This window comes from Streptomyces sp. NPDC014991 (assembly GCF_043080665.1).
Lineage (GTDB): Bacteria > Actinomycetota > Actinomycetes > Streptomycetales > Streptomycetaceae > Streptomyces.
The window spans coordinates 181,079-200,614 of record NZ_JBIBVY010000007.1; the positions used below are offsets into that span (position 1 = coordinate 181,079).

The 19,536-nt window shown below is 73.7% G+C and carries 17 protein-coding genes; 8 read left to right on the plus strand and 9 right to left on the minus strand.

Translation table 11 applies throughout. The features are described 5' to 3' along the window. Nucleotides 1-56: 56 nt before the first annotated feature. A complete protein-coding gene (htpG, locus tag ACF1BE_RS14110) occupies nt 57-1,967 on the minus strand; it encodes a molecular chaperone HtpG (RefSeq protein WP_392199272.1) in 1,911 nt (636 codons plus the stop codon). Between the two features lie 214 nt (nt 1,968-2,181). Between htpG and ACF1BE_RS14115 the strand changes: the two genes are divergently transcribed. Beyond that, nucleotides 2,182-2,658: an SRPBCC family protein gene (locus ACF1BE_RS14115; RefSeq protein WP_392199273.1), complete on the plus strand. Its 477-nt coding sequence runs from the start codon at nt 2,182-2,184 to the stop codon at nt 2,656-2,658. A 195-nt stretch (nt 2,659-2,853) separates the two neighbouring features. On the opposite strand, the gene ACF1BE_RS14120 is transcribed toward ACF1BE_RS14115, so the two are convergent. The 4 genes from ACF1BE_RS14120 to ACF1BE_RS14135 form a co-directional block, all read right to left on the minus strand. Then, nucleotides 2,854-3,237 carry an ACT domain-containing protein gene (locus tag ACF1BE_RS14120; RefSeq protein ID WP_392199274.1) on the minus strand — a complete coding sequence of 128 codons (384 nt, stop codon included), beginning with the start codon at nt 3,235-3,237 and terminating at the stop codon, nt 2,854-2,856. Nucleotides 3,238-3,279: 42 nt separating this feature from the next. Next, nucleotides 3,280-3,693, minus strand: a complete 414-nt coding sequence (locus tag ACF1BE_RS14125; protein WP_392199275.1) for a hypothetical protein — start codon at nt 3,691-3,693, stop codon at nt 3,280-3,282. A gap of 68 nt (nt 3,694-3,761) precedes the next feature. Further along, nucleotides 3,762-5,354 carry a phosphodiester glycosidase family protein gene (locus ACF1BE_RS14130; protein WP_392199276.1) on the minus strand — a complete coding sequence of 531 codons (1,593 nt, stop codon included), beginning with the start codon at nt 5,352-5,354 and terminating at the stop codon, nt 3,762-3,764. Between the two features lie 236 nt (nt 5,355-5,590). Beyond that, nucleotides 5,591-6,100 carry an SRPBCC family protein gene (locus ACF1BE_RS14135; RefSeq protein ID WP_392199277.1) on the minus strand — a complete coding sequence of 170 codons (510 nt, stop codon included), beginning with the start codon at nt 6,098-6,100 and terminating at the stop codon, nt 5,591-5,593. A gap of 243 nt (nt 6,101-6,343) precedes the next feature. Here ACF1BE_RS14135 and ACF1BE_RS14140 point away from each other — a divergent pair, with 243 nt between their 5' ends. From ACF1BE_RS14140 to ACF1BE_RS14150, 3 genes are all read left to right on the plus strand, one after another. Beyond that, the gene (locus ACF1BE_RS14140; RefSeq protein WP_392199278.1) at nt 6,344-6,943 is read left to right on the plus strand and encodes a DUF4232 domain-containing protein; all 600 of its coding nucleotides are present in this window, start codon (nt 6,344-6,346) and stop codon (nt 6,941-6,943) included. Between the two features lie 231 nt (nt 6,944-7,174). Then, a complete protein-coding gene (locus ACF1BE_RS14145) occupies nt 7,175-7,969 on the plus strand; it encodes an SDR family NAD(P)-dependent oxidoreductase (protein WP_392199279.1) in 795 nt (264 codons plus the stop codon). Nucleotides 7,970-8,126: 157 nt separating this feature from the next. After that, a complete protein-coding gene (locus ACF1BE_RS14150) occupies nt 8,127-8,924 on the plus strand; it encodes a beta-glucanase (protein ID WP_392199280.1) in 798 nt (265 codons plus the stop codon). 71 nt (nt 8,925-8,995) lie between these two features. On the opposite strand, the gene ACF1BE_RS14155 is transcribed toward ACF1BE_RS14150, so the two are convergent. Then, nucleotides 8,996-9,772, minus strand: a complete 777-nt coding sequence (locus tag ACF1BE_RS14155) for a polysaccharide lyase family 7 protein (RefSeq protein ID WP_392199281.1) — start codon at nt 9,770-9,772, stop codon at nt 8,996-8,998. Between the two features lie 326 nt (nt 9,773-10,098). On the opposite strand from ACF1BE_RS14155, the gene ACF1BE_RS14160 reads away from it, so the two are divergent. From ACF1BE_RS14160 to ACF1BE_RS14170, 3 genes are all read left to right on the plus strand, one after another. Continuing rightward, a complete protein-coding gene (locus tag ACF1BE_RS14160; protein ID WP_392199282.1) occupies nt 10,099-11,037 on the plus strand; it encodes an alpha/beta hydrolase in 939 nt (312 codons plus the stop codon). A 338-nt stretch (nt 11,038-11,375) separates the two neighbouring features. Next, complete coding sequence (locus tag ACF1BE_RS14165; RefSeq protein WP_392199394.1) at nt 11,376-14,531, plus strand: LuxR C-terminal-related transcriptional regulator; 3,156 nt, start codon at nt 11,376-11,378, stop codon at nt 14,529-14,531. A 65-nt stretch (nt 14,532-14,596) separates the two neighbouring features. Then, nucleotides 14,597-15,865, plus strand: a complete 1,269-nt coding sequence (locus ACF1BE_RS14170) for a helix-turn-helix domain-containing protein (protein WP_392199283.1) — start codon at nt 14,597-14,599, stop codon at nt 15,863-15,865. Between the two features lie 82 nt (nt 15,866-15,947). Here ACF1BE_RS14170 and ACF1BE_RS14175 read toward each other — a convergent pair whose 3' ends face one another. From ACF1BE_RS14175 to ACF1BE_RS14185, 3 genes are all read right to left on the minus strand, one after another. Then, complete coding sequence (locus ACF1BE_RS14175) at nt 15,948-16,823, minus strand: carbohydrate-binding protein (protein WP_392199284.1); 876 nt, start codon at nt 16,821-16,823, stop codon at nt 15,948-15,950. A 35-nt stretch (nt 16,824-16,858) separates the two neighbouring features. Beyond that, complete coding sequence (locus tag ACF1BE_RS14180) at nt 16,859-17,797, minus strand: AraC family transcriptional regulator (protein ID WP_392199285.1); 939 nt, start codon at nt 17,795-17,797, stop codon at nt 16,859-16,861. A gap of 277 nt (nt 17,798-18,074) precedes the next feature. Beyond that, nucleotides 18,075-18,422 carry an ArsR/SmtB family transcription factor gene (locus ACF1BE_RS14185; protein ID WP_392199286.1) on the minus strand — a complete coding sequence of 116 codons (348 nt, stop codon included), beginning with the start codon at nt 18,420-18,422 and terminating at the stop codon, nt 18,075-18,077. Nucleotides 18,423-18,557: 135 nt separating this feature from the next. Here ACF1BE_RS14185 and ACF1BE_RS14190 point away from each other — a divergent pair, with 135 nt between their 5' ends. Next, a complete protein-coding gene (locus ACF1BE_RS14190) occupies nt 18,558-19,535 on the plus strand; it encodes a zinc-binding alcohol dehydrogenase family protein (RefSeq protein ID WP_392199287.1) in 978 nt (325 codons plus the stop codon). Nucleotide 19,536: the final 1 nt, after the last annotated feature.

Below are 19,536 nucleotides of genomic sequence, written 5' to 3' on the forward strand. Positions count from 1 at the left end.
CGGCGGCCTGCCTCTCCCGCTCGCGGGAACGGCCCACCGACGCCCGGCGAGCACAGTTACAGCGCGCGTTCCAGGCGGTCCGCCATCAGCTTGACGAAGCGGGCCGGTTCCTTCGGCTGGCCCCCCTCGGCGAGGACCGCGAGGCCGTGCAGAAGCTCGGCGGTCTCGGCCAGTTCCGCGCGGTCCTCGCGCTCCTTGTACGCCTGGTTCAGGCCCTTGACCAGCTGGTGGTCCGGGTTGAGTTCCAGGATGCGCTTGGCGCGGGGCACCTCCTGGCCCATCGCTCGGTACATGTTCTCCAGGGCCGGGGTCAGGTCGTGCGCGTCGGAGACGACGCAGGCCGGGGACACGGTCAGCCGGGAGGACAGGCAGACCTCCTTGATGTCCTCGGTCAGCTGGTCCTTCATCCAGCCGAGCAGCCCGGCGTACTCCTCGCTCTGCTTCTCCCGCTCGCCGTCGGCCGTGTCGTCGTCCTCGGCGTCCAGGTCGATGCGGCCCTTGGCGACGGAGCGCAGTTTCTTGCCCTCGTACTCGCCGACGGCGTCGGCCCACACCTCGTCGACGGCGTCGGTGAGCAGCAGCACCTCGATGCCGCGTTCCCGGAACGCCTCCATGTGGGGAGAGTTCTCGATGCTCTGCCGGGACTCACCGGTCAGGTAGTAGATGTCGTCCTGGCCGTCCCGCATCCGCTCCACGTACTGCTTGAGGGTGGTCGGCTCGGTCTCGTGGTGCGTGCTCGCGAACGACGCGACGGCGAGGAGGGCGTCACGGTTCTCCGCGTCGGTGACCAGGCCCTCCTTCAGCGCCGTACCGAACTCCCGCCAGAACGTGGTGTAGCGGTCCTGGTCCTTGGCCATCATGTCCTTGACCGTGGACAGGACCTTCTTGGTCAGCCGCCGCCGCATCATCTCGATGTGGCGGTCCTGCTGGAGGATCTCGCGGGACACGTTCAGTGACAGGTCCGCCGCGTCCACGACGCCCTTGACGAAGCGCAGGTACGGCGGCAGCAGCGCCTCGCAGTCGTCCATGATGAACACGCGCTTGACGTACAGCTGCACGCCCCGCTTGGCGTCCCGGGTGAACAGGTCATGAGGGGCGTGCGCGGGAAGGAACAGCAGGGCCTGGTACTCGAAGGTGCCCTCGGCCTGGAGCCGGATCGTCTCCAGCGGGTCGCGCCAGTCGTGCGCGATGTGCTTGTACAGCTCGTGGTACTCGTCCTCGGACACCTCCTCACGCGACCGGGCCCACAGCGCCTTCATGCTGTTGAGCGTCTCGGGTCCGGGCGTCTCGCCGCTCGCGTCGGCCGTGGCGGGGGCCTCGGGCGCCATCCGGATCGGCCAGGTGATGAAGTCCGAGTAGCGCTGGATGATCTCCCTGATCTTCCACGGGGAGGTGTAGTCGTGGAGCTGGTTCTCCGGGTCGGCCGGCTTGAGGTGGAGCGTGACCGAGGTTCCCTGCGGCGCGTCGTCGACCGCCTCCAGCGTGTACGTGCCCTCGCCGCGCGACGTCCAGCGGGTGCCCTGGCTCTCGCCGGCGCGCCGGGTCACCAGGGTGACCTCGTCCGCCACCATGAAGCCGGAGTAGAAGCCGACGCCGAACTGGCCGATGAGCCCCTCGGTGCCGCCACCCTCCTGCGCCTCCCGCAGCTCCCTGAGGAACTCGGCGGTGCCCGAGTTGGCGATCGTGCCGATGAGCTGCCCGACCTCCTCGTACGACATCCCGATGCCGTTGTCCCGCACGGTCAGGGTGCGGGCGTCCTTGTCGACGTCGATCTCGATGTGCGGGTCGGACACGTCGGCGTCGAGGGAGTCGTCCCTGAGTTTCTCCAGCCGCAGCTTGTCCAGCGCGTCGGAGGCATTGGAGACGAGTTCGCGCAGGAAGACGTCTTTGTTCGAGTAGACCGAGTGGATCATCAGCTGGAGCAGCTGACGGGCCTCTACCTGGAACTCGAAAGTCTCGGTCGGCATGTTGGCGTGTACCTCACAGGTCCTGTTGCCGGAACTGGTGCCAGACACTGTAAAACACCACGTCACGGCGCTGGCCGGAATGCGGCGGCGATGGCTGGATCCGCATCGGTCATGACCGGCGCCTCCTCGGGTACCCGGCCGGTCCCGGCCCGGGCCCGCTGCGCGGGCCGACGGGCCGTCCGGCAGTCGGACCAGGACAACGAAAGGCGCACAGATGAGCACGGTCAAGGAAACGGTGGAAGTCGACGTCCCCGTCCACACCGCCTACAACCAGTGGACGCAGTTCGAGGAGTTCCCGAACTTCATGGAAGGCGTCGAGGAGGTCACCCAACTGGACGCCCAGCACAACCACTGGACCACGAAGGTCGCCGGAGTACGCCGGGAGTTCGACACCGAGATCGTCGACCAGCTGGCCGACGAACGCATCACCTGGCGCACCACCACCGGCGACACCCGGCAGAAGGGCACGGTCCGCTTCGAGCGCCTGGACGACTCCCACACCAAGGTCGAGCTGGTGATGGAGGTCGAGCCCAGCGGAGCCGTGGAGAAGATCGGCGACCTGGTCGGCACGATCGACCGCCGGGTCAAGGGCGACATGCAGCGGTTCAAGCAGTACATCGAGGAACGCGGCACGGAATCCGGCGCCTGGCGCGGCCGTGTCCGTCCCGGCGACTCCGGCCCCGCCGTCTGACCGCACCCGCGTGAGTGCGTACGGCGCCGACACGCCCCGGCCGAGAGCACGGGGCGCGGTCGGCGTCCCGCCCCGCCCGGCCCGCCGTAGGCGCCGGAGTGTCCACGCCGAGCGCCCTCCGCGGCCTCCCGCGCCCCCGGCGGCATCCGCTGGGAGAGCCGGTCCGGGACCCCGGGCTGGAGGTTCTCGGGAGCGTCAGGCCGCCGCGACGACCTCGTGCCCCGCCGATCGCAGGACACCGGCCGCGTCGTCGTACCGGTCGGCGGGGACGAGCACGAGGTCGGAGTGGAAGGTGGAGGTCACGAACACCGGGATCCCCGCCGCGCCCAGCGGCCCGACCACGGCAGCCAGCATGTTCGGCAGATCGAGGCCGTGGGGGTCGTCGCCGTACAGGCCGGCCCAGTGTTCCCCGTCGCCGGAGGCGTCCGTGTCGGCAGAGACCTCCCGCAGGACGGTCAGGCCCTCGGGAGCACGTACGACCGCGTACCAGTCGTCATCGGTGAGCCGCGCACCACTGGAGACGTGCTCGATCCGGAAGAGGGCAGGCAGTCTCAGCAGTTTCCGCCGGGGAGGAGTCATGCGGTGAGCGTAGCCGTGCCGTTGCTCTCGCCGGCTAGCCGTTCATGAGGGCTTCCACTGCTTCGGGGGAGGCGGCGGGCCCTCCAGGGCGCTGCGGACCTTGTCCTTCAGGCTCTTGGGCGGAGCTTCCTTCTCCTCCGTCGCGTGCACGAGCCGGGCCGTGGTCACCCGTATGTGACACTCCCGCTGCCTCTGCCGCAGCAGCACCACCCAGGCACCGTCCGCGGTGAGGAGAGCGTGCCGCGCCGGTTCGTCCCCGGGCCGGGCATGGCGGGCCAGTATCTCCGGCAGGTAGTGCAGTGCCGCGTCCTCGGCCGCCGCGACCGCCCGCGCCTCGTCCCCGTCGATGGGGTGAGCGGCTGTCAGCATCCACCGGTGCAGCTTCAACGACGTGCCGTCGACGCGCTCCGTCACTCTCGTGTCCTCCTCGACGAGGACGTACCACTCAGCAGTCATGCCCGGTGCCCGTCTGTCTTCGTGTTCGGCTCCGCGCATCCTGCCATGGGGATCACCTGCGGCGGACGTCAGTGCCGCGCGGGCAGGACCTGGACGGTGTCTCCGACCGCGCGCTCACCGGTGGCGTCGGACGGATGGTTGACCAGCGTGCCGTTCACGGCCATCGCGGTGGATCCGCCGCCGTCGAGGTTCATCGCCTGTACGGCACCGAGCGACCTCATGAATGCGGCGGCCTCGAGGAGGGTGAACCCCTCGCTGCCGTTCTCCAGCCTTCCGTCGGCCGTCACGAGGATCAGCCGGCCCCGCCTGTCGACGCCCGCCATGGTGCGGGGCTGACGCATGTCGGCCCACGCGTAGCCGAAGGAGGTGTCCGCGGGGTCGACCACCCCCTCCGCGGCGGCGTCGATGTCGATGCGGCCGTTCCGCACCAGCGTCGGGGCGGCGCTCACGACGGAGTCGTCCCCGTGGAGCGTGACACGCCCGCCCCGGGTGTCACGCACGACCTCGTCGACCCTGATCCGGCCGTACGGCACGGCGTGCGCCGCCAGCCAGCCGGCCGCGCGGCCGATGCCCTGGAGCACACGTCCGTCCGCGGGCACCCGGCCGCCGCGCGGGCCGACGGAGACGACCCGGCCGGACGCGTCCAGCACGACCTGCGTGCCGGCACCGGTGGGCAGGCCGGCCCGGAAGGCCGGGGTGAACGCGACCATGTCGTCGGCCAGTCGGCACGTGACGTCCTGCCGGGGCAGCTCGCTGGGCGTGCTGCCGGGACGGCCGCAGTCCCGCACCGTGCCGGGCACCCGGTTGATGCCCTGGATCTGGTAGGTGGCGTCGCCTGCCCGGGCGGTGACGGTGCTGGTCAGGTCGGCGATCCGGAGGTGGTGGCCGCCGTCCGCGAGGAGCAGCGCGGAGCGGGAGCCGACCGCCATCGACTCCAGTTCGCCGTCGTAGGCGCCGATCCCGGACATGGTTCCCGGAACCCCGTCGGCCGGTGACAGGACGAAGAAACCGCCGTTGACGGCGGCCAGCGAGCGCAGTTCGCGTGCCACCGCCGAGGTGGTCCGGCGCTGTGCCACGTTGCCGTCATGGGTGGCCTCGACCGTGCCTTCGAAGGTCTCCGGGTCGATCACCGCGACGTGGATGTTCTCCCGGTCGGCCGGTTCCTGGGCGTCGTACCCGGTCCAGGACAGGGTCGGGTGGAGGCCTGCCGAGGTGACCGCCGACGCCGTGGTCACGGCCTCGTCCCGGGTGGCGAAGCGGCCGACCCGGACCCGGTGTCCCATCAGGCCGTGGGGGGTGTCGGCGTAGTGGGGCCACCGCACGCTCTCCACGCGTGGCCGCAGGCCCGCCCGGGTGAGCCGGTGCGCCGTGTCGCGGGCCCAGGTGCGGGTGCCCACCTCGGCCCAGGTCACCGGCGCGTCCGGGTCGTCGGGGGCCGGCCGGGTGCCGCCGGGGGCCTGGACGGTCACGGTCCAGGAGTGCGTGACGCCGGGGTGCCGGATGACACCGGCGCGCACCGTGACACCGGGAGCGAGCGTGCGGGTCGTCCACCGCTCGGCCGGTGTGGTGTGCGCGGGGCCGGCCTCCGCCAGGCCGGGCAGGGAGGCGGACAGTGTCATGGCGAGCACGGCGGTCGTCGCGAGCCTCGCGCGGACACTCACGCGGGCACGAGCGGAGCGCCGTGCGGCGCGCCGGACGCGGGGGTGACGCATGCCCATCCACCTCACCTCTCGTTCGGGGACGTCGGCCCGGCGGGCCGTCCGGCCGTCCGGCACGGAGCCGGAAACGGTGGTCCACTCCACCGGTCGTGCGTGACGGCCACCGCTTCGTGAGCCGGCATCGGCGCGACGGGCGGGTGAACTCGACGGCACGCCCGGCCCGGACGTGCGCGCGGCACTCAGATCCGGTGGGCCGCCTCCAGGTCCCGCTTGAGGTTCTGCAGGGTCTTGTCGATGTTGCCCGTCTGGAACTCGGCGAACGTCCTTCCCCCGGTGGCGATCCGGTCGAAGAGCTGGGCGACGGGGGCGGGCCACGCGCGCCGGTCGTCCGTCCAGGTCTCCGTCACCCGGCAGCCGGTGCCCTCCGGCGCGAAGGTGTACTCCCAGGTGGCGATGGGACCCCGCAGACGCGGGCGTCTGACCCCGATCGCGTGGACGCGGAAGGCGAAGCGGTGACCCGGATCGGCCGCTGTCACCGTGCACCGGGTGACCCAGCGGAACGTCCCCCGCTTGTTGCGCCCCTCGAAGGTCGTTCCCACGGTGGCCCGTTCGTCCGGCACACCGCCCACCGTGCCCAGGTTCTCCGGGCTCCACCGGCCCATGTCACCGGGGCGGCACACCGCCTCGTAGACCGTCTCGGGCGGAACGTCGATGAAGACACTGCGGGACACGGTGAGTACGCGGGTCACGGCGAAGCCCTCCCGGGGGTCACGTTCGGTACTTGCGGGAGGCAATCGTGGCACGCCGGCAGCGGACCGTCATGACCGGTGCCCGATCGGAAGGCGATGCGGTGCCGGCTCCCTGTGGCACCGGAACGCGTGTGCGGCCGGATCCTTTCGGTCGGATCGGCGTTCGCGAACATTTCGGGGACGTACGGCATCTCACCCGGGGAAGGCAGACCCGGAAGCCGACAGCGAAGGAGAACCCGACTCATGACGACTCGGCAGCACAGGAGTCACACCCCGCGGGCCGCGACGGCCGCCCGGTCCGGACGCCGCCGGCACCTCGGCCGGGCGATGCTCGCCGTGGCCACCGCCGCCGGACTGGGCGTCGCCGGCACCGGCGCCGCGCGGGCCGCCGGGACGGGAACCGCGGCCGCGACCCCCACCTGCTCCGTATCCGACCTGAGCGCCTCGTTCGGCGAGCAGCTGGCCGGCGGCATGAACCACCAGGGCGTGGTCCTCGAACTGACGAACACCACTGCCCGCACCTGCCTGCTGCGGGGCTACCCGGGCCTCGGCCTGGAGGACGCCGCTCACCGGACGCTTCACTCGACCACCCACTGGGGCGACACCTGGTACGCGAAGAGCCCCGCCAAGTCCACCCTGACCCTCCGCAAGGGCGGAAGCGTCGAGGCGGTCATGGCGTGGACCCATGCCAACACCGGCACCCCGGACGCCGTCCGTGCCGCCTACCTCCAGGTGACGCCGCCGGCTGCGAGCAGCCACAGGACGCTCACGTTCCCGCAGTGGGTGGACCACGGTGATCTCCAGGTCACCGCTCTCGCGTACCGGATCGACGTCGAGGACTGAGCGCGCCACGTCCCCTCCGCGCCACGGCCGGGATCGAGCCGACATCGGGCCGGCCGGTGCCGGGGGGACCGGCCGGCGGACCGGTGCGGGCCGGGGCCGGCCGGGTGTCCCCGCACGAGGCCGGGGCCGGACGGCCGGTCACGCTCGTGCCCTGCCGCTCTCCGGCCCACTGAGCCGTCACACTTGACGGACCGTGACATGCACGCGCGCACGAAGGGAACCCGCCCGCCCATGCACATCGACCTGACAGGACGCACCGCACTGGTCACCGGCTCCACGCAGGGCATCGGCGCGGCCATCGCCCTCGCTCTCGCCCGGGCCGGCGCCCGCGTGGGAGTCAACGGCCGCGACGAGCAGCGGGTGGCAGACAGCGTCGAGTCGTTGGCCGGCCAGGCGCCGGGCGCCGAGCTGGTGCCGGTGGCCGCCGACGTGTCCGGCGAGGAGGGCGCGGCCCGGGTGGCGGAGGTGCTGCCGCGGGTGGACATCCTCGTCAACAACCTGGGGGTCTTCGGCACGGCCGACCCGCTGGAGATCAGCGACGCGGAGTGGCGGCGCTATTTCGAGGTCAACGTGCTGGCCGCCGTACGGCTGACCCGGCAGTACCTCCCGGGTATGACCGAACGCGGCTGGGGGCGCGTCCAGTACGTCGCCAGTGACTCGGCGGTCGCCATTCCCGCGGAGATGATCCACTACGGGATGTCGAAGACCGCGCTGCTGGCGGTGAGCCGTGGCTTCGCCAAGAAGGCGGCGGGCACGGGGGTGACGGTCAACTCCGTCATCGCCGGGCCCACGCACACCGGGGGCGTCGAGGACTTCGTGTACGAACTCGTCGACCGGGACGTGCCCTGGGAAGAGGCGCAGCGTACGTTCATGCGCGAGCACCGCCCGCAGTCCCTGATCCAGCGGCTGATCGAGCCGCAGGAGATCGCCCACATGGTGGTGTACCTCAGCTCGGAACAGGCATCGGCCACGACCGGTGGAGCGCTGCGCGTCGACGGTGGGTACGTCGACTCGATCCTGCCCTGAGCACGGGGCCCCGGAGGGGCGTCGTGCCGCCGGTTTCCGTGCGGCGGCGTCCGCCGGCGGGCCGCACACGACCACGCCGTTCACCCGTAAGGGCCAATCTCGCGGCCGGCTCGGGGTCCGGGCGCATGACCGGCCCGCCGTCGGTGAGATATCGGACATGGACGAACCTGCAGCGGACGGCCCGTTTCCGGCACCGCGCCGCCCGACCGTGTACGACGTAGTGTTCAGAGCGGACTTCACCTCGGCGGCGCAGTGGGTCGCGGGCCGCTCGTGGGCCTATCCGGGAGGCGGCCCGGTCAATCCGGGCGACGACAAACTGGACTACCTGGTGCCGGACGCCGGCTACAGCCGCTCGGGAGTCTTCCGGGCCGTCCGTCGGCCGGACGGAAGATGGAACACGGGTCTGCTCACCACGGAGGGCAGCGAGGAGGGGTTCACCGTCCGGCCGGGGGACGTCCTGGAGGCCCGCGTACGGCTGCCACGGGAGATCGGCGCCTGGCCGGCCATCTGGACGTGGCGGGACGGCGACCAGGAGATCGACGTCTTCGAGTACCACCCGGACAACCCGGACCTGCTGGAACTCACCAACCACGTGCACGGCGCCAACCGTTACCTCCGGGACGACGCCGTCCGCCCCGGTGCCTGGATCGAGCTGCGCACCGAGTTCGGGCCCCGCTCCGTGGTCTGGTGGCTGAACGGCACGCAGGTCTTCTCGGACGGACGGGGCGTGGGACACCACTGGTACGCCTATCTCATCGTCAACCTGTCGGTGTGCGGCGGGCGTTACCACCCGCCGCCCCGGCCCGCGACGACCGAGATGTCGTACGAGGTGGCCGGCCTCGTCGTACGGCGTCCCTCCACGGGCGGCACCGGTCACGGCGCGGCAGCCGCGGAGGGGCACCCCGGGACGGCGTCCGCGGCCGGAGGCGGCGAGCGGGGGCCGGCCGGGCCGTGAACCGTGCCGGCCGGTCCTCCTGCCGCGCGGCCACGCCGACGTGCCCGTGGACGCCGTCCGGGTCCGGCGGATCAGCCGTGGGAGACCGTCAGCCCGTAGAAGGCGACACGTGCTCCCTTCGTGGTGCTGTCCGAGGACGACTGGTTGTAGGAGCCGGCCTTGAAGTACTGCTTGTACGGCTTGAAGGAGGACGGGATGGCGTAGTGGGTGGTGCTGCCGTTGACGGTCAGGTCGATGGTGTCGCCGCCGGAGACGGCGATCGTGTAGGTCCAGGTCTTGCCGATCGCCACGTGCCCCACGGTGTGCGGTGTCTGACCGCCGGACGGGGAGTCCTCGGTGCCGAGGACGATGTCGCCGTCGGCGTGGTGGTACAGCTCGAGCAGCGGCTTGGTGGAGGAGCCCCCGGTGCCGAGGTGGATCTGGCCCACGCAGACGTTGGAGGTCACCGACACCACGCGGAGTGTCGCGCTCATCCGGTGGGACCCGCTCAGTGACCAGTCGGCCGCGCTGCCGTCGCGGTTCATCTCACGCAGTTCGGAACGGGCGTAGTGGGAGTTCGGAGTCGTGACCCCCTTCTCCGGCGCCCAGAAGGTCATCGCCCCGTCGCGCGTGTCGGTGTAGAAGTAGGCGTCCTGGTAGCCGTTGGCCCCCCGGAGGCGGGAGGAGGGGATGGTGGTCGGCGATCCCGGGGAGCCGACCGGTTCCTGGAGCTGCCATACGGACAGGTCGAAGTTGCCGCCGGGCGCGACATGCGGGTCCGCGGCGTTCGCGCTGCCGTTGCCGAGTGCCGCCAGTGTGCCGACGAGGCTCGCGACGGTCATCGTCGCGAGGAGCCTGGAACGGGTCATGTGGGGTGAACCTCCCGTAGCGATGGGTGGATCATGACGATTGTTCAGTCATCTGAACGCTGGGTGCATTCTTGGATGGCCTGGGGATCCGTGAACCTAAAAGTCTGAACCAGACACGTCAAGAGGTGGGACGAGAACCGCTGCGCCCGGCCGCGGCGGCTCGTCCGCACAAGACTGGTGAGATTGCCGGTCCGGCGGTCCCCGCGCAGCGCCCACAGTGGCACCCCCAGCCCGAGCCCCATGGCGGCGCCCTTCCGGCCGGCGCGCGCCCGCGCGTGCCCCGCATCCGTACGGGCGGCCCGCCACGACCGAGAGGACGACTCGTCGTGCCGCACCCGCGCACCAGCACCACGACACCGGCCCCCCGCCCGGAACCCGCCCGCGCCGGCCGCCGTACCGGCCGGTCCGCGGCCCTCGCCGCGACGGTCGCCGCCGTCGTCGGCCTGACCACGCTCGGCGGGCCGGCGGCCCATGGCGCGGACAACCCCTACGAACGTGGTCCCGCACCGACCGGATCGAGCATCGAGGCGGCCCGCGGTCCGTACGCCGTCTCGCAGACGGCCGTCTCCCGGCTCGCCGTCACCGGCTTCGGCGGGGGTACCGTCTACTACCCGACCAGCACCGCCGACGGCACCTTCGGGGCCGTTGCCGTCGCACCCGGGTACACCGGCACCCAGTCCTCCGTCTCCTGGCTCGGCCCGCGCCTGGCGTCCCAGGGATTCGTGGTCTTCACCATCGACACGCTCACCACGTCGGACCAACCCGACTCCCGGGGCCGGCAGCTGCTCGCCGCCCTCGACTACCTCACCCGGAGCAGCCCGGTCCGCGACCGTGTCGACGCCACCCGCCTCGGCGTCATGGGCCACTCGATGGGCGGCGGCGGCAGCCTGGAGGCCGCGAAGTCACGTCCTTCCTTGCAGGCGGCGATCCCGCTGACGCCGTGGGATCTCGACAAGAGCTGGCCCGAGGTCAGGACCCCCACCCTGATCTTCGGCGCCGACGGCGACACGGTCGCCCCCGTCGCCACCCACGCCGAGCCCTTCTACACCTCGCTCCCCGGCTCCCTCGACCGCGCGTACCTGGAACTGAACGGCGCCACCCACTTCACGCCCAACACCGCCAACACGACGATCGCGAAGTACAGCGTCTCGTGGCTGAAGCGGTTCATCGACGACGACACCCGCTACGAGCAGTTCCTCTGCCCGCTGCCGCGGCCGAGTCTGACCATCGAGGAGTACCGGGGCAACTGCCCCCACACCTCCTGACGGGCGGGCCTGCCCCGTACCTGGGTCCGACCGTCCGTCCGTGGCCCGGCGGGGACCGCCCCGTGACGCGTGAGGCGGCACGCGCGTGGTACCGGTGCGCCGCGCGCAGGCACGGGCGTTGTGCCGGTGCACCGCTCGCAGGCACCGGCGTTGTGCCGCGTCACAAGGCGGGCCGCGCCGGCCAGCAGGAAATGCCCAGGTGGCGGCCCTGCGGGCCCGGACGAACGACCCGGACGTACGGCTTCCGGTCTTCCTTACGCCTCAGTAAGGTCGCGGGAATGACCGGACAGACGCCCCTGGGACCCGCCCCGCGGTACCGGCCGGGTCCGCAACGGCAGGTGACGGCCGCGTTGTGGGACCGGTTGCGCGGCGACGGAGCATGCGTCGTGACGGGCGAGCCCGGCAGCGGTCGCTCGGCCCTGCTCGTCCGGGCCGCACGCGCGTTCACCGCCGGGCCGGTCGTGACCGTACCCGCCGACCCCACGCCGTCCGGTCACCCGCCGGCCGGGCTGCGGGCGTTGTGCCGCGCGGCCGGAGTGCCGCCCGGCACCGTGTGCGCCGCCGATCCGGAGCGGGAGATCATCGGTGCGCTCGAGGCGACGGCCGCGCCCCGGACCGTACTCCTGTGCGTCGACGACGCCCACCTGTGGGACGCCCCCTCCCGGGCCGCTCTCGGCCGGCTCGCCGCCCGCCTCGCCGCGGGCAGCAGGGTCGCCCTCCTGCTGAGCGTCGCCGGACACCGGCCGGTGGACCCGGAGTTCGCCGGTCTGCCGCTGCTGCGCCTGGACCCCCTGGCCCCGCCGGACGCCGCGTCCCTGCTGGACGACGCCGCACAGGGCGTGCTGGACCATGCGGTACGGGACGAGATCTCGGCAGCGGCGGAGGGCAACCCCGCACTCCTGCTGCGCCTGCTCCACCGCCTGACCCCGGCTCAGCTGCGCGGCCTCGCGCCCCTGCCGCGTCCGCTGGCCGACGCCGGGACACTGACCGCGCTGGCCGGTGGACACCTCGCCGAGCTGCTCCCGGCGCAGCGGGACCTGCTTCTGGTGACCGCGGCAGCCGTACAGGTCTCCGGTGAGCCGACCGTCGAGGCCGACCTCGTGCGGCGCGCGCTCGCGCGGCTCGCCGGACACACGCCGTGGCCCGGCCTCCTGCCGACGTCACACCCCAGCACCGCCGTCGGCCCCGTGCCCGACCGCCGCCTCCACCACTCGGCCGAGAGCGCCCCTCCTCCGGCCCCGGGTCCGCCGCCCCAGGCGCCTGTCCCGGCCGAGAGCGACCCTGCTCCGCGTCCTGTGCCCCTCGGCCACCTCACTCCGCGCCCCCACGTACCCAGCGCCGCGAGCGGACGTGTTCCGGGTGTCGTCCCATGGCCCGAGTCGCTCGTCGCCGCCGACGGCCGGCTCGGCTTCCGCAGCTGGTTGCTGTGCCGCACGGTGTACGCGAGTGCGCCGGCCGAGCGGCGCCGTGCCACCCATGACGCCCTGGCCCGTGTGCTGCCCGACGGGCGCGGGACGCCGGCGTTGCTGCACCGCTCCTGGACCGTCTCGGCCCCCGCCCCGTCGCTCGCCGCCGACCTGGCGGCCGCCGCGTCCGACCCGGCCCCGGCGACCCCGCCCGCGCTGCGCTGCACCGCCCACACACGCGCCGCCGAACTCACGCCGGACGGGGCCCAGCAGGTCCGGTGGTACACGGCCGCCGCCGAACAGGCCCTGCTGGCCGGGCAGTCCGGCCGCGCCCTGCGCCTGCTCGACACGGTCCGCGGTCGCCCGGCGCCCCCGGCGTCACGCGCGCGTGCCGAGCTGTTGCGCGGGACGGTACTGCGCTGGGACGGCCCGGTGGACGACGCCCGGGAGACCCTGCTGCTCGCAGCGGCGTTGTTCGCGCCCCACGACCCCGAACGGTCCGCCGAGGCCGTCTTGGGCGCCGCGGACGCCGCCTGGTCGGCGGGCGACCTCGCGGCGTGCCTGCGAGCGCTGGAGGACGGCCCGGCCCACACCCACTCCCCGTCCGGCACGTGCGGCGGGGACCACCCGGCCCCCTCGGACCTCGTGTCCCCGCCGGCCGGGCTCCCTCTCCTGCCCGCCCGCTCCCGTGCCGTGTCCTCGTCGCCCGAGGCCCCCCTCACACCCACCGGCCCTCACCCCCTGAGCCGGCCGGCCGGCGTCATCGTCGTACCGTCCGCCGTCCTGCTCGACCACCGCGCGGGCCTGCGAGCGGTCCTGCTGGGCCGCTTCGACCAGGCCGCCACCCCCTTGCGGCGCGTCATGGAAGGCGCGTGGGCGGCGGACGCCCCCGAACGGCCAACCCATGCGACGGACACCCTCGGACCAGTCCCCCACCCGGCGGACGACCCGGAGCGGTTTCTGCGGGCAGCCGCGGCGGCGCTGCTGCTCGGGGACACCGCCGCCGCCCGGCGGGCCGGTGCGCGGGCGCTCGCGGTGGCCCGTACGAACCGGTCGGCCGTGCACGAGGCGCAGGCCCTGGAGTACCTGGCCTACGGTGAACTACGCGCCGGGCGGCACACGCTGGCCCGTACGCACGCCGAGGAAGGCCTGCGCACCGCGTACCGCACCGGGCAGCGCAACACGGCCGCGCACCACCACGCCGTACTGGCCCTGGCGGCGTCGATCGAGGGTGAGGCGCACGCCGTCGCCGAGCACGTGACGGCCGCGCTGGCCGTCGCCCGCCGGCACGGGCTGGCTCAGGCCGCCGCCCTGGCCCAGTGGGCGACCGCCCGCGCCGATCTGGGCCACGGCCGGCCCCGTGAGGCCGCCGAACGGCTGGGCCCGCTGGTCCGGCCGGGCCCGGGGCGCGGTCACTTCGCCGTCTGGATGCTCGCCGTACCGTGCTATGTGGAGGCGTGCGCGCTCGCCGGACAGCCGGACCAGGCCCGGGACGCGGTCGAGGACTTCGCGCGCTGGGCGGCGTGCGACGCCGACCCCCAGGCCCCCGCCCAGCTGCTGCGCTGCCGCGCCCTGCTGGCCCCGCCCGAGACCGCCGACACGCTGTACCGGCAGGCGCTGTGCCGGCACGAGGAGTCCGCCGGTGATTTCGAACGGGCCCGCACGGAGCTGCTCTACGGCAAGTGGCTGCGCAGACGCCGCCGGCTGCGCGAGGCACGCGCCCAGCTGCGGGCCGCCCAGTTCGGCTTCGAGCGGTGCGGCGCCCGCCCGTGGGCGCAGCAGGCGGCGGCGGAACTCCGGGCGAACGGAGTGGCCGGATCGGGCGGAACCGCGGCGGCGGGCGGAGCGGTGGCCCGGGGCGGCGGCGCCCGGCCGGACGCGCTGACCCGGCTGACCCCGCAGCAGCAGCGCATCGCCCGCGGTGTCGCCCAGGGCCTCACCAACCGGGAGGTGGCCCTGAGCCTGTCGGTCAGCACCCGCACCGTCGACTACCACCTGCGCAACATCTTCGCCGCTCTCGGCGTCCGTTCCCGGATGGAACTGGCGCGCCTGGTGGAGCAGACGGAAAAGTCCGCTGCACAGCTCTAGGGACCGACCAGGCGGTATGTCATTCTTCGAGCACGACGAGTCAGCCGCCCCCGGGGAGAACCGCGATGCACCCTGCCGTACGGCCACGGCCCGTGTTCCGGCCGGGATCCCAGCCCGCACCCCGGCCGCGCGCGCCGCGCTCCCGGCCGCTGATCGACGCCGAGGCCCTACGGGTGCTGCACCGTGCCGCCCGCACGCTGCTGGACGGCCTGCCCGGCCTCACCGACCGGCTGGTCGCCGCCCTGCGGGAACGGCAGCCGGCGTACCGGGCCGCGCTGGACGGCGACCGTCCCGGCACCTGGCAGGAGGTGCACCGCTCGCTGCGGTACAGCGTCTCCTGCCTGCTCGACCCGCGCGGCACCCGCGAAACGGCGCGTCGCTGCTCCTGGCGCATCGGTGTCATCCGCGCCGAGCAGGGGATCCCCCTGGACGCGGTGCTGCACGCCTACCGCCTGGGCGGCTCGCTGGTGTGGCAGGAACTCGTCGACGTCACCTCCCGCACCGCTCCCGAGGACGTCCGGCTCCTGGTGCATGTGGCGGGCGACGTCTGGGACTTCGTCGACGAGCACTGCACGCTCGTCGCGGACGCCTACCGGCAGACCGAACGGCGGCTCGCCCGGCGGCGCGAGAACCGGGTGCGGCTGCTGGCCGCCGCCCTGCTCGACGGCACCGGCCGCGTCGCCGACCTGCCGGAGACCGCCGAGGCCCTCGGGCTGCCCGAGCGGGGACGGTACACCGTCGTCGCGGTCGCGGGCGCGCGGTCCGCCGCCGCCGTGCGCGCCCTGCTGCCCCCGTGTGTGCGGGTGCACTGGCACACCGGCCCGGGCACGGGATACGGCATCGTCGCGGCCGCGGCCGAGGACGGCCTCACCGCCATGCCGGCCGCACCACCGTCCGGACTGCGCGTCGGGATAGGTCCGGCCGTGGACGGGCTGGCCGCGGTCGGCGAGGCGCGCCGGCTGGCGGACACCGCCCTGCGGCTGTGCCCCGGCACGGGCGGCACGGTACGGCTGGACGATCACCTTCCCGAGGCGTTCGTGATGTCCAGTCCGGACCTCGCCTCCTTACTGGTCGAGCGCGCGTTCGGCCCGCTCGGGAGACTGGACCCGGCCGACGCCGACGTGCTGCTGGACACGGTGACCACCTGGCTGGCCTGCGACGGTTCCGCGCAGCGGGCGAGCCGCCGGCTCTACTGCCACCGCAACACCGTCCTGAACCGCCTGCGCCGCTACGAGCGGTTGACCGGCCGTTCCCTGGCCCGCCCCGCCGACCTGGTCGAGACCGCACTGGCCCTGACCGCCCGCCGGCTCCTTCCGCCTCACCCGGCCCCCTGACTCCCCGCTCCGCCCGGCCTGCCGGGCGGGCGGGCGGGCGGCGCGGCGCGGCGGCCGTCACGGGCCGCCGCGCCCCTCACTGTCAGGCGGCCCGCCACAGGGCCGGGACCGCGGGGGGCTCCCAGCCCGGCTGGGCCGTGTGCGGCTGGAGGCAGGCGTACGCGCGGCCCGCGTAGGTCACCCGGTCCCCGGCCCGGTAGGTGACGCCCACGGCCCAGGTGCCGCCCGGCGGCGGGGTGTCCGTCGGGGTGGGGCCGGGTCCCGGGCCGGGGTCCTGCGGGACGTCGAGGACGAAGTCGAACGCCGCCTCCCGGCCGCCGCCCGCGTCCCGCACGGTCATCAGCAGCCGCGGGTCGAAGATCGTGTCGGTGGTGTTGCGCGGCTCGTTCGGGAAGTACAGCTGCGTGGTCAGGACGGGCCGGCCGGGCGACTGCACCTTGACGTGGAGGTGCCGGGTGCGGCCCGGGTAGAGGCCGGGCACGATCGTGGTGAGTGCGAACGAGCCCCGGGAGTCGGTGTACTGGTGCCCTCGCAGCCGGAACCCGGTGTTGTCGTACGCGCCGTTGGTGTCGGCCTGCCAGAAGTCCAGCAGGACGCCGGTCAGGGGGCGGCAGGCCCGGCCGAAGACGTAGCCCGTCACGGTGAGGGGCGTTCCCGGCGTGCCCGGTTCCAGAAGGCTGGTGTGCTCCGGCGAACGGGGCTTGAAGTACGGGCCCTCGATCTGTTCCGGGGTGGGGTCGTCGCCGTCGTCGCACGGCGGGGTGAGGCCTGGCCCGGTGCCGACCGTGGTCAGGGTCCGGGCGAGGGCCGGGCCGCCCATCAGGGCGACGGGGATCGCCGCGGTGGCCGCGATCGCGGCGCGCAGCACCGTCTTGCGGCCCACGAGCCGGGCGGACCTCGTCCCGTCCTCCGCGCCCACGTCGTTCGTGCCTGTTCCGTTCGTGCCTGTTCCGTCCATGGCTGTTCCTCCTGTTGGGGGGATCGGCAACGAACCTAGGGGTGCGCCGGCGGGGCTTCGAGGGACTGGTGAGGGCGGCTGTGGTGTTTTCGGAAGTCGCCGGGGCTGCTGCCGGTCTCCCGCCGGAAGAACCGGCTGAAGTAGGCGGGATCGGTGAATCCGGTGCGGGCGGCGACCTGTCGTACCGACAACCGGGTGTGCGCGAGCAGCTGTTGTGCCTGGTACGCGCGCGCCTCGATAAGCAGCCGTCCGGGCGGGCGGCCGGTGGCGGCCCGCACCGCCTGCGTGAGGTAGCCGGGCGTCACGCCCAGCCGGCCGGCGCACTCCCGCACGGACCACCCCGCCGCCTCGGGACGGGTGAGCAGCCGTGTGAACGCCTCGGCCACGGCGGCCGGCCGTCCCTCGGCCTCCGCTTCGCGGCCGTCGCCGGTGCGGCCCGGCAGCCGGGCGGCGCGCACGACGAGCACGTGGAGCAGGGAGCGCAGGACGCTCTCGTGTCCCGGGGCCCGCTGCCGGTGTTCCGTCACGAGTTCGGCCATCAGGCGCCCGACGGAGCGGTCGTCCTCGGCGTCCAGCGCGAACCAGCACTGCCGGCCGAGCCCCCGCAGTATCCGGCGGTCGCGGGGGTGGTCCACCAGGAAGTCGTCGGTGAACAGCACGAGCGTCCCCTCCGGCCCAGGGCCGCCCTCCCAGTGGTGCACCTGGCCGGGCAGGACGACCGCCAGGTGCGGGGGCCGCACCGGCCACCGGGCGAGGTCGACGACGTGGGTGCCGGAACCGGCGCTCACATGGACGATCTCGTAGAAGGTGTGCCGGTGCGGCCGGTCCCAGCGGGACAGCGGGCCGACCGCCTCGAAGGTGCCCGCGGCGAACGGCAGGGCGGCCGGCCCGGCCACCTCCAGCCGGTGCAGGGGGACGTCCCCGGCCGGGGCCGGCAGGCTGGGGGTTCCCGGTAGGACGGTGGTGCTGCGCATCGGCCGTGGTCCCCTCTGTGGAAGGCGTCGGGTCACTCATCGGTACCCCATCGGCCCGAGGCAGGTACAGACCAATCGGGTCGGGGGTGACGATGCCACGGACGGGGGGCGGGGGGGAACGGTGCCGACCCGCCGGTCGTACGGCCTCACAGCGCGCGGAGAAGGCCTCCTCGTGGGGCGCGCCGAGGCGAAGGTGGGGTCCTTGTCAGGTACACGGTTCGGCGGCCGGTGCGGCCGGCCGACGCCGGCCCCGGCCCCGCTTACGCCGGGCGGTCGGTCAGTCGGTGGCGCCGTCGGGGCGCAGGAGCAGGTCGAGGAGGCCGGGGAAGCGCGCGTCGAACTCCGCGCGGCGCAGCCGGTTGACCCGCCGGGGGCCCTCGTCCCGCTGCTCGACCAGTCCGGCACCGCGCAGGACCGAGAAGTGGTGGCTCAGCGCCGCCTTGCCGACCGGCACGTCGAAACTGCCGCAGCTGCGCGTCCAGTCGGCACAGGACGCCAGTTCCCGGATCAGCTGGATGCGTACGGGGTCGGCGAGGGCGGACAGCGCGGTCAGGACCGGGACCCGCGCGGGGTCCGTGTGGACCGGCGCCGCTCGGTGACCGCCGCTCTCGGCCTGCTTCGGCATGGGCTGCCCCTCCCCCGTCCGTCCCCGCCCGGACACTCCGAAGTGCGCCGGACGCTTGCCTAGTGTTCGACCGTCATCTTACAGTCGTCAGTGTTCGCTTCCGATTGAACACTCGCAGAAGGGCGCGTACTGCTGATGCGTGCGGTCGAGTTCCACGAGTACGGCGGTCCCGAGGTGCTGAAGGTCGTCGAGGCCGACGTCCCCGAGCCGGGGCCGGGGCAGGTGACCATCGACGCCGCGTACACAGGGGTGAACTTCGCGGACCTCAAGGCGCGCGCCGAGGGATACCGGGTGAACGAGCTGCCCTTCCGCCCCGGCCTGGAGGTCTCCGGGCGGATCCGGGCCGTCGGCGCGGGCGTGACCGGCCTGCGGCCGGGGCAGGACGTCGTCGCGCTCGTCGACAGCGGTGCCTACGCCGAGGTGGTGGCCGCCGACGCCGGCACCGTCTTCCCGCTCCCCGACGGCCTGGACCCGCGCACCGCCGCCGCGCTGCCCACGGTCCTGCCGACGGCCCACGCCCTGCTCCACGAGGTGGGGCGGCTGCGCGCGGGCGAGACCGTCCTCGTGCACGGCGCGGCCGGCGGTGTCGGCACGGCGGCCGGGCAGCTGGCCCGGGCGGCGGGCGCCGGTGCCGTCTACGGCGTGGTCTCCTCGCCCGACAAGGCGGCACACGCCCTGGAACACGGCTACGACGAGGTGTTCGGCACCGACACCTTCGCCGCCGACGTCCACCGGGCCACCGGCGGCAGGGGCGTCGACCTGGTGCTCGACCCGGTCGGCGGCGACACGCTGCGCCAGGGCCTCGGCGCGCTGGCCGTCTTCGGACGCCTGGTGTCCTTCGGCAACGCGAGCGGGGAGGAGCCGTGGCACGTCGGGCAGCCGGAGCTGTATCCCCACGGCCGGTCCGTCGCGGGCTTCTCCGTCCTGAGTCTCGCGCAGACGGCGCCCGACGCGCTCCGCTCACTCGCCGAGCGTGCCTTCCGTACGGTCACCGACGGCACCGTTCGCCTTCCGGTGACCGCCGAGTTCCCGCTGTCGGACGCGGTCGGGGCGCACCGGTTGCTGGGCGGACGCACCTCGACGGGCAAGCTGCTGCTGCGGACGGCCGGCTGAC

Coding starts and splice junctions, on each gene's coding strand:
- htpG (WP_392199272.1), bottom strand. CDS start 1,967: ATGCCGACCGAGACTTTCGAGTTCCAGGTAGAGGCCCGTCAGCTGCTC.
- ACF1BE_RS14115 (WP_392199273.1), top strand. CDS start 2,182: ATGAGCACGGTCAAGGAAACGGTGGAAGTCGACGTCCCCGTCCACACC.
- ACF1BE_RS14120 (WP_392199274.1), bottom strand. CDS start 3,237: ATGACTCCTCCCCGGCGGAAACTGCTGAGACTGCCTGCCCTCTTCCGG.
- ACF1BE_RS14125 (WP_392199275.1), bottom strand. CDS start 3,693: ATGACTGCTGAGTGGTACGTCCTCGTCGAGGAGGACACGAGAGTGACG.
- ACF1BE_RS14140 (WP_392199278.1), top strand. CDS start 6,344: ATGACGACTCGGCAGCACAGGAGTCACACCCCGCGGGCCGCGACGGCC.
- ACF1BE_RS14145 (WP_392199279.1), top strand. CDS start 7,175: ATGCACATCGACCTGACAGGACGCACCGCACTGGTCACCGGCTCCACG.
- ACF1BE_RS14150 (WP_392199280.1), top strand. CDS start 8,127: ATGGACGAACCTGCAGCGGACGGCCCGTTTCCGGCACCGCGCCGCCCG.
- ACF1BE_RS14155 (WP_392199281.1), bottom strand. CDS start 9,772: ATGACCCGTTCCAGGCTCCTCGCGACGATGACCGTCGCGAGCCTCGTC.
- ACF1BE_RS14170 (WP_392199283.1), top strand. CDS start 14,597: ATGCACCCTGCCGTACGGCCACGGCCCGTGTTCCGGCCGGGATCCCAG.
- ACF1BE_RS14175 (WP_392199284.1), bottom strand. CDS start 16,823: ATGGACGGAACAGGCACGAACGGAACAGGCACGAACGACGTGGGCGCG.
- ACF1BE_RS14180 (WP_392199285.1), bottom strand. CDS start 17,797: ATGCGCAGCACCACCGTCCTACCGGGAACCCCCAGCCTGCCGGCCCCG.
- ACF1BE_RS14185 (WP_392199286.1), bottom strand. CDS start 18,422: ATGCCGAAGCAGGCCGAGAGCGGCGGTCACCGAGCGGCGCCGGTCCAC.
- ACF1BE_RS14190 (WP_392199287.1), top strand. CDS start 18,558: ATGCGTGCGGTCGAGTTCCACGAGTACGGCGGTCCCGAGGTGCTGAAG.